Raw genomic sequence first — 12,046 nt, 5'->3', positions numbered from 1 at the left:
ATTGAGTAATTTAGATTTTGTAATAATATATCACATTTAAGATTTAAATAAGAGATGAGAGAATTATGGGATTTTTATGAAAGATGAAGAGTTACAGCTTATTGCAATCGAGTTCACTCGGAGAAAATCCAAATAAGGGAACACGAAATTACCGTATTTGTAGGACGTATAGTAAGGCTGTTTGAATAGGAAAGTGACTAAATCATCATCTGTAGTGGCCAAAGAGCACTGTACTGATCTATAAGGAAATAAGAAAGGGGTTAATCCCTAAATCATTGTTTAATGACAGTTTGGATAACCCCGAAATATATTTATTATTGCTTTGGAAGATAAACTTTACCGTTTATCGTTACTTTAGATGCTGAAATAAGAATTTCTTTATTTGCTTTATAATATGGATCTAAAATTTTATCGATAGCAACCCATTTTTCATTAGCTTTTTCATCGTCACCTGTTTTAGCAAGAGCTGTTGCTTCTTCATAAAGCTTTTTTAATTGTTTTTGATCATTTGCCTTGATTTCGAAATCAAAGTTAGACAAGTAATCTTCAAAGCTAAGTGGCTTAAAATAAGGAGTAATCATTTCATCAAATTCACCCCATAGCTTTTCAGATAATTGATCATTTTTATCTTTATCAGCTTTTTTAGCATCATTGTATAAAGTTTTTAGTTTTGGCATGGCTTCAGCCGGAATATCTAATTCCAAATCTGAGATGTATTCTTCAAATGTTAACGGTGGATTTAGAGCATCTAAGTATGGTAGAAGAACCTTCTGAAATTCATCAAATTTTTCTTGTGCTTTTTCCTCTTTACCAGATTTCTCTAGTTTTATCCACTGTTGATAAATATCTTTCAATTGTTTTTGATCATTTTCTTTAATAACAATATTTTTTTCACTAAATCCATACGCTTCAATGAACTCTTCAAAGGATGCAGGTACCCAGCTAGCTAAAATATACGGCTTTGTGATTTTATCCATTTCAAGATTAATTTTATCCATTTCATCATATTTCTCTTCTTTTTCTAACTTCTTCGTTTGATTAAACAACTTTTCTAATTTTGCTAGGTCTTCTTTTGTTATTTCTTTAGGTAAGCTTTTTTTATATACGTCAAACGTATAGAAGTCTGAATAATCTTGTACTAAGCTACCTTCTACAGAGATTTCTTGACCTTCTACTAAGTTCATTTTTTCTAATTGCTCATCTGAAAATTTCTGCATTCCAATATAATAGTTTTTGCCGTCTTTCCCTTTAATTGTGATGCTATCTCCGTAAACGCCTTTAATTGTTCCTTTAATTTGTTGCTCAGCTTTAACAGTTATTTCGTTTGTTGTTTTTGCTGATGCTGCCTCAGCTTGATGTGGTGTGAAGACAGCCATTCCTATTGTTAGTGCTGATACAATCATCCAAGATTTTTTAGTTGTTTTTTTCATAATTATTTCTCCTTTTATTTAAATGGTTTAGTTACCAACTATTAGACGTATTCCCAATTAAAAAGGTTAGTTAAAATTTTAAAAAATTTTTGAACCTGTAAAAGCCAATAAGGAGACGCCAAACAGAGGTTTAGGGTTGTTTTAATACTAGAAAAATTACCTTTCACATAGTGGAAGGTTTTTTATTTTGGGAAAGTAGGTGAGAACATTGATGGAAACAATCAATAATTGGTTGCATTGTATCAGCGCTTATTGGAGGTCTTTTATTCATTTTGCGCAATAAAACAATCTAAATAAAAGGCTACTTAGTTTAACGACAGATTAAACCAACATTTAAAACAAAGTTGATGAGGCTTCAATATCAAAAAAAGACCGCACCTAAAATAAACTGTACCCTATAAGATAGACACTTTGAAAAAAGTCTATCCTATAGGGTACTTTTGTTTATAATTAGAAAAAAGATGTCGGAGCGGAATAAATGACGAAAAGATTATTTACTAAAAAAGAGCAAGAACAACTTAACTGTAATCCTAATGTCCAATCTATTAGTGATAAAGCGATTACTTATACTGAGGAATTTAAACGCCATTTTATTGCAGAAAATGAAAAAGGAAAACTCCCAAGAATGATTTTTGAAGAGGCCGGTTTAGATGTTGAACTGATTGGTTTGAAGCGCATTAGTTCAGCGGGAAAGCGGTGGCGTGCAGCTTATCGTACAACTGGAGTAGCGGGTCTACAAGATACACGGAAAACGAATTCAGGTCGTCCAATAGAACGAGAATTAAGTTTAGAAGAAAAAATTGCACGATTAGAAGCGAAAAATCGATTATTACAAGCGGAGAATGAACTTTTAAAAAAGCTCGATCTACTCGAAAGGCAGATGTTAAAGAAGAAATAACAATCGCAACAGAACTAAAATTTGATTTAATCCGTAAAACGATTCAAAAATATAAACTAAAACGTTTAGTTAGCTATCTATGTGAAATCATGGGCGTATCTCGTTCAGGTTACTATAATTATTTCACAGAAAAATCAACACAAAAGCGTGCAGCCCATGAGTTAGCAGATGAAGCTATCAAAAAAATTATTTTAAAAGCGTATCATTTCCGAGGACGTAGGAAAGGTGCTCGTCAAATTAAAATGACGTTAGAACTCGAAATATGCGAGAAGGTAAAATCTCATGGTCAAAGTTTATTACTATGGTTAAAAACGCAAGTGGCGATGCACAGCAACAAAAGTCAGCTATCGACAATAATAAATACCGTGTACTTACTGGAACATACGACACACGACAAACGGCTGAAAATGTACTTGATGTATTAAAGCATCGTTTCGGTTGGGTGGTATACATCGAGCCAGATGGAGCTAAATGGCGTATTAAAACAGGAACATTTACTGGGATGGCTGTAGCACAAGCGGGAGCAAATAAAATTAAAACAGCTAAGTTAGCCCAGGTAACTAATATAGTAGCTGAATAACCAGAAACGGGCCTCGTATAAGAGGATATATTGTGAGGAGATAGATTTAAAAAGGACACCTTTTCTAACTGCCCCGTAAAAGGTAGACACAAAATCTAACTTTTACGGGGTGTTTTTATGAGCAAAATTACATCAAAGAATCGTATTACGTTTTATAAATGCACAAGAAAGTATCCATCATATTGCTCAAGAAGAAGGGGTTAATAAACCAGAATAAAGAACTTGGATTCGTTTATATGAACAAGATGGCGTTGGATGTTGGTCGTTTTGTTCTATGCTATTTTACTTGCTAACGCAATCTATTACGCTACTTCACAACGTTAGGCTTCGGCGCAGTATAAGATAATACTATTTTTTTGTCTAAATTAGAAGGAAATCATTTCCTTTTTGTAGAATGTTGATATAGATGGAAGGTGGGGGTAGTTTGTCTCTGTATGGAAATACATCTTTGAAGACATTATCATTAATACCTATTAATCAAAACCCATTTTTGTAGACTTTGCATATAGCTGAATATCTCTCAAGTGATCAAGGATGGCACTAACAAATGAGACAATACCGATACACCTTAAAAGTACTTGGTTACACAAGATATGTCTCGCTAAGGAAACCGTTACGATTATGTAGTAATCGAGAGTTTTTTTGAATTATGGAATCTGAATTGCTTTTCTACAGCTTTATGAACTTCATTTATAATGATTAGGAGGAAAACAATTTGAAAAAAATAGTTTCGTTATTTGTAATGGTCACAATTATTCTTTTTTCTACTCCAGATGTTTTTGCCTCAAACCAGGTTGAACCTTATGGATTGAAGCTACCAGGCGAAAGCTTTACTCCTGGAGAGTGGTTTCTAGGGGAAACTCCACCTAATATTGATCCGAATAAGCCACCTATTGTTTTCGTTCAAGGGAAAAATGGTAACGCTACAAGTTGGTATGGTAATACAGAATATTACGGTCTTAATGACATGTATACAAAAGCTTATGAAGCAGGGTATCAAACTGTATTTGTTCAATTATACGATGCGGCAGGTAACGGTTCTTATAGTCAATACGATAATGGAAAATTATTAGCTTCTATGTTAAAAGAAATCAGTCAACATTTTCACGGAGAAAAATTAAATATAGTCGCTCATAGCAAGGGTGGGCCCGATACCCAAGCAGCATTAGTTCTTAATAATGCTCATTCGTACGTGGGTAGGGTGTTTACTTTAGGTTCCCCTCATTATGGATCAGAGTTAGCTGATCTTGCATATAGCTGGTGGGCAGGTTGGCTAGCTACATTACTCGGTCAAAAAGATGATGGTACTTTTTCACTTCAAGTTGGGGAAATGGAACACTTTCGCTCACTAATAGACAATCACCCCAACGTAAGTAAGAACAACTATTATACAATTGCTGGCACTAATACAGGACCATTTCTATCTGCACTCTGGATGGGTGGGCTATATCTTTCCGATCCAAATGATGGATTAGTCAAAGAGGCAAGCACTAAATTATCTTACGGAACACATTTATTTACCGATGCCTCACTTGACCATGACCGTATTCGCATGGGATCTGCAGTATTTTCTAGATTGGAACAGTATCTACAGTCTGCTTCTACTGATCGTATCATTGCAAACAAAGAATACTTTTCTCAATCTGATACCTTTCAAGAGTTGGATGCGTCTCATTATTTTTATGGAGGAAAGTTGCAATCGTCAAATGATGTGACACATTCTTTCTATGTGGATACTGCACTCGATAATGTTAAACTGTGGACTGGATCAACTAGTGATAAAATAGAGTTGGTAGCTCCTTCAGGGAAAAAATATACCAACCAGACAATCGAATCATTGGAGGAAGCCTCCTTCTTTAATGGCGTAGTACCTCATATATTTACTGACATTATTTCTGAGAAGGGAGAATGGAAGATAAATATAAGTACGCAGGCAGGAGATAATGCGTATTTACTGGCAGTTCAACACGGGGGTCCATCTTTGATTAAGGTGAGCATTCCGACAGTGGCATTAGAAACGAATAATATCATTACAGTGCAAGCGAATCAACAATTACAAAAACTTACTTTCGATGTAAAAGTACTAGATCCAACAGGTAAAGACATTGCTTCTTCACTACAATTGCAGAAGGTTAATGAACAAAACTTTATGGTAAATTTTCCAGAGAATAAAGAGTCTGGTGTATATAATATAACTTTAAATATTTCGGGTGAAACGTTACAGGGTGAGCCATATAAAAGGACTATTGTTCGTTCTAAGTATATAAAATAGTCATATACAATATAATTTCAAAATAGTTTATAAGTGTAAATGACACTAAAAAACTATTTTTGTACTCTGAAGGGTAAATTCTAATTATTTATCAAAACAATTTAAAGCTAATTCCTTATACAATTCGGTAAAGGTAGCTTTTCTAAAAATAATGGGGCAGTAGTATAAAGTTATTTGCCACAACCTCGATAAAGGGAAATAGCAATACCGCATCATCACTTGCACGATTAATCTGAAAGCCAGAAGAGAGTTTTTCTAAATTTTTTTGAATTTTGTTGTTACTTTGTTTTAGCTTATTATTTGTATTTAAAGCATATGTTAGTCCTTATTCTCATATATCCCCTTATTTTGATAGATTTTAAGTTGAAATGCCTTTGTTTACAATATATGTAACGACATATCTCCTATTAGTATAATAATTTTTAATGCGAAGCAAAATATTTTAAAATAATAATTGTGTAATTTAGAGATAATACGACATCTATCGTTTAGATTTGTGAGATGAGAGGGTCTGTAAGAAAAAAAGTTTAGTTGAGCTTGGAAAGCCTATAAATAATAGGTTTTCTGAGCTTTTTTAGATGTGATGAGAACAATTTTGATAAATTAATTTATAATTTGTTTTCTATCGAAATTTTCTTTGGTTTATATATATGTTAAAAATGTTTTATGGATATTTACACGTTTAGTAATAAAAAATATGAAAATATATACAATCAATAGGATAAATGGTAGAATTGTAGAGTTGTAAAAGGAGGTAAATTGATTGAATATACTAAAGAAATGGTTTGTTGCAGTTTTTGTACTCATGATGCTATTTAGCATTCAGTACCAAGTAGCAGATGCGGCTGATTATCGAACAGTGAAGGTTGTAAGTGGTACGAACTTGGTTGTGAGAGAGTCGCCAAATGATGCATCCGGTTCCATTGGTAATCTAGCTAAGGATGAATTTGTGATAGAGTTTTCTTCCTCAGATGGTTGGTCTCACATTCAAACAGGTGATGTAAAGGGATATGTTTCTTCCTCCTTTTTAAGTGTTCCACCTTCGACGATTAAAATTGCAAATTCTAAAAGTGGTCTCGTTGTGAAATCTAAGCCATCTCCTTCAGCACCAACATTAGCTACATTAAAGTATAATATGATTGTTGAAGACTATGGATCAGTAGGCAATGGTTGGTCATTTGTGCAATATGGCAATGTAGTAGGTTATGTTAAGTCCGATTTTATTGGGCAGACTAAAACAACGACAAAGTACGTTAATACAGGTAGTGGGGTCATCGTTCGAAATATTGCCAGTCAATCGGGAGCATCAGTAGGTTCATTAAGTAATGGTACACAGGTAACTGTACATTCTACATTAGTAGGTTGGTCCTATGTGACTGCTGGTAATATCAAAGGATACGTAGTAGATGCATTTTTATCCACAAAGAAGCCTGTTGTGCCTTTCAATAATATTAACTTTAAATTGACTATTCGTGATGTAGAGAAAAATGAAAAATCAAAGCTTATACAAAAACTTCAGGATGGTAGAGATACTTATTTAGTCTACGGAACGACAAAATATGGCTTTTCAGCACAGTTGACATACTTTTTTACTGGTGGGCAATTAGAGATGATTAGCTATGATTTCCTTCCCGAACAAAATAGTTATCACACATGGGATCAAATGTCTTCTTTACATGACCGACTACATAGGCAAGGGGTAGTGGAATTCGGTAATGATTACCGATTTACCTATACAAAATATAGCCATTTATATTCGAGATGGGAAAAGAATGATTATACTGCTTTGATCTCTGTGAATGATGACAAACTTTATACAACAGCAAGATTAATATATTATCGTAAATAAAATTTCGCTCTACCAGCGATGATTGAGTAGAATAACTAAGGGAATCTGTTAAAAGATTCTCTTTTTATTTTGCAGAAATGGGATATAGTGTTTAATTAAGATTTAATAAACCAAGTTCAAATTAAATGTAATACACCTTATCCATATAAATAATGTATAGAGTGCCATCTGTGTTACTGGCTAGAGATTCAGGTTAGCCTATAGGACGCTTGTTTGTCGGCATAATAGTCATTTTATATCAGCTAAATTCTTTACCTCGGTCTGTTGGGGCTGTTTTTATAGTGCCTTTTGGTAATTTAGTATGAAGTCGACGTACTGCTCTTTCCATTGATTGAGCTGAGCGATCCGGTATCAAAAAGAGGAAGAAAAATTAAAAAAGTGCAGTACTATATGCAGGTAGAATTGCAGTAAATGTAAAATATTCTGGAAGAGTTTGTATAAAGAATACATTGGCTGGATATATCAAATAATAAATCTCTGACTTAAAATGATGTTTGTATAATTCCTGATACTAACTAAACAACTAGGTTTCACTCCCTAAGAAACAAAAAAAGCGCACAACTCGTTAATGAGTCAATGCGCCTTTTTTATTATTCCAATAAATACTAAATGCCCTATCTTTCAACTGCTACATGACACTTACTACCAACCATTTTATCACATTTTACTTTTGTTTCGTATATTCTACCATCAGATCCTCTTTCTTGTACTAGTACATACTTGTCATTTGCTCCATTATTTACAAATACATAATCAACTGCATCCGGATATAAGTCCTTGACATAAACATACTCAGTCCATGCATTCGCTGATACTGCAGGAATAAGTATAGCTCCTGATAAAGCAAGTGATCCTACCATTTTTGAAATTTTTGATTTTAACATAATTAACTCCCCTTTGTATTAGTTTTCTCTATTAATAAGTTGCATTTAATAGAACAATACAACCATAACACAACAAAAATGAAAATGTTGTCGGAATTTGTATTTATTTAAATAAATTACAAATATTGACCATTTTGTCACATTTATTTACTTGGTACCACCAACCATCACCAAGCCACTTTTAGAATGTCCTAAAATGAAATGAACAAAATCCGTTATTTTGAATAAAAAATACATATAGATCTATGATCGTTTTAAAGGTTAATAGTCGTATCGTTTCGATAGCGCAGCCATTAGAGGATGCGAAAGTGATAGTTCAAAGCGGAGACGGACAATCAGTATTCAAAACGAAAGTTGAAAAAAAACAGCATTCTCGAGTTGTTCAGTGGCAGCCAAATAGTAGATGTTGAAAAAAAATCTATTGTTTAATAAAGGAAATCTAACTGTTATATTAATATCAATAAGTGAATTGCTTATTCCAGAAAAAGGATTTTGATAATGATCAAACTTTTTTACAAAAAATTTCATACTTATCTAAAAGAGTAACTCCATTTCGAACAATCTTTTTCGAAATGGAGTTTTTGAAGTTGTTGTAGATAAGGATTGAGGCGCATTTTGGGTAGAACGAATGATAGAAAAGGCGAATCGACGGAAAGGCCGAACAGAACGAAGGATTGGAAAGCAGGCGACGGAAGGCTCGAGCAGAGTGACGGAAAGAAAAGGCGAATCGACGGAAGGCCCGAACAGAGCGACGGATAGCCAGCCCAGCTCGACGGATACAAAAGAAACCAACCCTTACTAACAAAAAAATGAGAAGTGACGGATAACCAAATCTATGATAATTATAAAGAAAGTATAAAGTTCGAAAAAAATGTCTTTTTACATAGTAAGGTTAGTTCAGGAGGAAAACAGATGAGAGAAAAGCTATTACTGATTGAGGATGATACGGCGATAGGGCGTATTGTGAAGGATACGCTTGAGCAAGAGGGTTACCAAATTACTTGGGCAACAACAGGACTTGAAGGATTAACTGATTTTCAAGCGGATACGTTCGATTTAGTGTTAGTCGATTGGATGTTACCTGAGATGGATGGTCTTACCGTTTGCCAAAATATTCGTTGGGAAAGTGATGTTCCTATTTTAATGATGAGTGCGCGTAAGGAAGAGGCAGATAAGGTTGAGGGCTTGCAGGGCGCTGACGACTATATAGCGAAACCATTTAGTTTAGAGGAGTTAAAGGCACGTGTAGCCTCACACTTACGTCGCTGGAAACGTTATATAAAAAAAGAAATAGCTGGAGATGTTACATCCTTTGCACACGGTTTAAAAATTGATTGGCAAAAGGAATCAGCGCGCCTTAATGATCAAGAGCTTGCTTTAACACAGAAGGAATTTGCTCTGTTAAAACTACTTGCGAAAAATCCAAGCCAAACCTTTTCAAAAGAAGAGCTCTATCAACATATTTGGCAACAGGCGAGCGTAGATGAAACACATACAGTAACAGTACATATAAAGGCACTACGGGAAAAGCTAAAAGATCCAGTAAAATCACCGTATTATATACAAACAGTATGGGGCAAGGGTTATCGTTTTATCGGTGAGCTACTATGAAAATTAAAACATGGTTACTCATCACTTTCTTCATCGTGATGGTTTTACCAATAACAGGTGCTTATAGCCTTTATGTATGGATTAATGCCTATTATCAAGATAAAAACGTTGGTGAGTATTTCGAAAAATTAACAGAGCTCAATCAGGTGAAATCTGTTCTGGAAAATCCCCTGTATTATACAAAAAATGCAGATATAAAAGATATTGAAGCACTAACGAATGATCAGCTCTCAATTACACTTTACTCGAAATCAGGCTTACGTTTGTATTCCTCTGATCCATTGAAACTGGTGTTTGATTCTAAAGATAGAGTTTTTAAAGGTTTATATGAGCTAAAGCAAAATTACAATGCCTTTACTTATAAAGAACCTGTTTATCAAGATGGAGATTTGCTTGGGGTTTATGAGATTCAATTAGTTAGGAAGGACTGGGTAAAAGGCGTAGAAAGACGTTCTTGGCTTGTAATAGCTAGCTCTATTGTATTATTTCTCCTTATTTATTTTGCAGTTATGATGCTGCTTAACCGTAAATTAAATCGCCCGTTACATGAACTGATGCGGCAAATGCGTACTTTTGCAAAGGGAGAGCATGTGGAGTCAAATTTAGTGGCAAGAAAAGATGAAATTGGGGAACTTGCTCAAACCTTTCTTGCCATGCAGGACGAAATCGAAACAGCGCGTGCTCACTTGAAAACTGAACAACACCAGAAGGAGTTAATGATTGCAAGTATTTCCCATGATTTAAAAACACCTCTTACAGCTATTCAAGCATATGCTGAGTCTTTACAAAGCAAGGCGTTAACAGAAGAACAGCAAGACGAGTACCGACAGATTATTTTAACAAAGTCTGAAACGATGAAGCATATGTTAGAGGATTTACTAATGTACACTTTACTGCAATCGACAAGCTATCATTTAGAACTAGTTGCAGTTGATGGGGCCGAGTTTTTTGAAATGGCACTGTCTGATTATGAGCAGCTATGCAAAGATCAAGGATTTAGGCTTGAAGTTACTTGTGACATAGCGGGTATGTATGCAGTGCATCCGAAGCAGCTACAACGGGTGATCGACAATTTAATGAGTAATGCTTGGCGTTATGGAGCAGTAGGGACAACGATAGGTTTAGCAGCCGTGAATGCTGGACAATGTCCTATAGGGTGCTTTGATTTTGTTTCGCCAGCACTGAATAAGCAGCATGGTATGTATATCATTGTGCAAAATAGCGGGCAAGGTGTCAAAAAAGAGGATATTGAGAAGCTATTCGAGCCCATGTACCAAGCAGATACAGCACGGACAAAGGCTGGGGAGCGCGGCACTGGACTAGGATTAAATATAGCAAAACAAATAATAGAAAAACACGGTGGGACAGTAGAGCTTGTATCGAAAGAAGGCTTTGGAACAGCTGTACTTTGCTGGCTACCACCATTTAAAGGAGAGAATTCATAATGAATTGGAAAAAATCATTACGTGCAGCAGGTTTAGTTGCCGCACTAACATTTAGCTTAGTAGGTTGTAATACAGAGGGGGCATATTCACCACAGGAAATTATTGATCATGCATTACAGGAAACGAAGGAACCACTTGCTTATTACGGTGAATACACAATGGATATGGGCGAGGCTGGTGGAAAAATTCAAGTCAAAGAGTGGACTAAAGATGGTAAACGACGTATTGAGACAACAGCTGAAAATGGTGAACATAGCATCTCAGTCAACAATGGTTCACAGGTAATTATGTATGATGTTGTGAAAAACACTGTTCATAAAATAGATATTAGTAAAGGTGGGGTAGATGAAATCCCATCACAAAGAGACCAGTTAGAATTACTATTTAACGCTGTAAAGGAGACACATGATGTGAAAATGGCAGGAGAGGAGAAGATTGCTGGAAGAGATACGTATAAAGTTGTAGCGAAAGCTAAAAAAGATGATACTTTAATAGGCGATATAGAAATATGGGTCGATAAAAAAACATGGGTAACGTTAAAAACAATCACAAATGGCGCTGGAAATAAAATGACAACAGAGTATACGAAAATGGATGAAAAGGCAAAAATTGATGATGCACAATTTACACTTGATATTCCAAAGGATGCAAAAGTGGAAGAAATAAGTGTACCTGAATCTGAGTCAGTGACACTGGATACAGTGAAAGAACAGCTTGGCGAATTTTTAATGGTGCCAGAAGGAAACGGACTAACTTTGGAGGAAATTTCATTAGATAAAGGGATAGAAGATCGTTCAGAGTATACCTTTAGTTATGCGAAGAATGGTCAGCAAGATATTTCAGTAACAGTATTTAAAGCAAATAGCAATGCTAAGAAGGTAGAGCCTATTAAAGGTGAAAAAGAAATGGACATCCGAGGTCAAAAAGGTACTGTAATGGACGAGAATAAATTCCATTCGATTAGCTGGCAGGAACATGGTTATCAATATAGCATGTTTACTGTAGACTCTAAGCGAACAATTGAAGATTCTGTAGCCTATACAAAACAAATGACCATCGTTAAGTGAGGTGAATGGG

General features: G+C 35.0%; 8 protein-coding genes and 2 pseudogenes. 7 read left to right on the top strand and 3 right to left on the bottom strand.

Annotated elements, in window-relative coordinates; all coding sequences use genetic code 11:
* Positions 1-314: 314 nt before the first annotated feature.
* On the bottom strand, positions 315-1,430 hold the full coding sequence (locus ACIQZA_RS16025; protein ID WP_402882441.1) for a hypothetical protein: 1,116 nt from the start codon (positions 1,428-1,430) through the stop codon (positions 315-317).
* Positions 1,431-1,908: 478 nt separating this feature from the next.
* On the opposite strand from ACIQZA_RS16025, the pseudogene ACIQZA_RS16020 reads away from it, so the two are divergent.
* The 3 genes and pseudogenes from ACIQZA_RS16020 to ACIQZA_RS16010 form a co-directional block, all read left to right on the top strand.
* Positions 1,909-2,579: pseudogene (locus ACIQZA_RS16020) on the top strand (HTH domain-containing protein); the annotation flags it as partial.
* A 50-nt stretch (positions 2,580-2,629) separates the two neighbouring features.
* The gene (locus tag ACIQZA_RS16015; protein ID WP_403009922.1) at positions 2,630-2,908 is read left to right on the top strand and encodes an SPOR domain-containing protein; all 279 of its coding nucleotides are present in this window, start codon (positions 2,630-2,632) and stop codon (positions 2,906-2,908) included.
* A 715-nt stretch (positions 2,909-3,623) separates the two neighbouring features.
* Positions 3,624-5,180, top strand: coding sequence for an esterase/lipase family protein (locus ACIQZA_RS16010; protein WP_402882442.1), 1,557 nt, complete (start codon positions 3,624-3,626; stop codon positions 5,178-5,180).
* A gap of 208 nt (positions 5,181-5,388) precedes the next feature.
* Here the strand turns inward: ACIQZA_RS16010 and ACIQZA_RS16005 are convergent.
* Positions 5,389-5,493, bottom strand: a pseudogene (locus tag ACIQZA_RS16005) (flagellin N-terminal helical domain-containing protein); the annotation flags it as partial.
* 450 nt (positions 5,494-5,943) lie between these two features.
* Between ACIQZA_RS16005 and ACIQZA_RS16000 the strand changes: the two are divergent.
* Positions 5,944-7,029 carry an SH3 domain-containing protein gene (locus ACIQZA_RS16000; protein WP_402882443.1) on the top strand — a complete coding sequence of 362 codons (1,086 nt, stop codon included), beginning with the start codon at positions 5,944-5,946 and terminating at the stop codon, positions 7,027-7,029.
* Between the two features lie 614 nt (positions 7,030-7,643).
* On the opposite strand, the gene ACIQZA_RS15995 is transcribed toward ACIQZA_RS16000, so the two are convergent.
* On the bottom strand, positions 7,644-7,913 hold the full coding sequence (locus ACIQZA_RS15995; protein WP_142507808.1) for a hypothetical protein: 270 nt from the start codon (positions 7,911-7,913) through the stop codon (positions 7,644-7,646).
* A gap of 912 nt (positions 7,914-8,825) precedes the next feature.
* Here ACIQZA_RS15995 and ACIQZA_RS15990 point away from each other — a divergent pair.
* From ACIQZA_RS15990 to ACIQZA_RS15970, 3 genes are read left to right on the top strand one after another with little or no spacing between them, the layout of a single operon-like run.
* Positions 8,826-9,524: a response regulator transcription factor gene (locus ACIQZA_RS15990; RefSeq protein ID WP_402882445.1), complete on the top strand. Its 699-nt coding sequence runs from the start codon at positions 8,826-8,828 to the stop codon at positions 9,522-9,524.
* Positions 9,521-10,969: a HAMP domain-containing sensor histidine kinase gene (locus ACIQZA_RS25570; protein ID WP_427495207.1), complete on the top strand. Its 1,449-nt coding sequence runs from the start codon at positions 9,521-9,523 to the stop codon at positions 10,967-10,969. The genes ACIQZA_RS15990 and ACIQZA_RS25570 overlap by 4 nt, the downstream gene beginning before the upstream one ends.
* The gene (locus ACIQZA_RS15970; protein ID WP_402882447.1) at positions 10,969-12,036 is read left to right on the top strand and encodes a LolA family protein; all 1,068 of its coding nucleotides are present in this window, start codon (positions 10,969-10,971) and stop codon (positions 12,034-12,036) included. The genes ACIQZA_RS25570 and ACIQZA_RS15970 overlap by 1 nt, the downstream gene beginning before the upstream one ends.
* The last annotated feature ends 10 nt before the right edge of the window (positions 12,037-12,046 follow it).

The organism is Lysinibacillus sp. NPDC096382 (assembly GCF_044762845.1).
Classification (GTDB): Bacteria; Bacillota; Bacilli; order Bacillales_A; family Planococcaceae; genus Lysinibacillus.
This window is presented reverse-complemented; position numbering and strand designations above follow the sequence as displayed.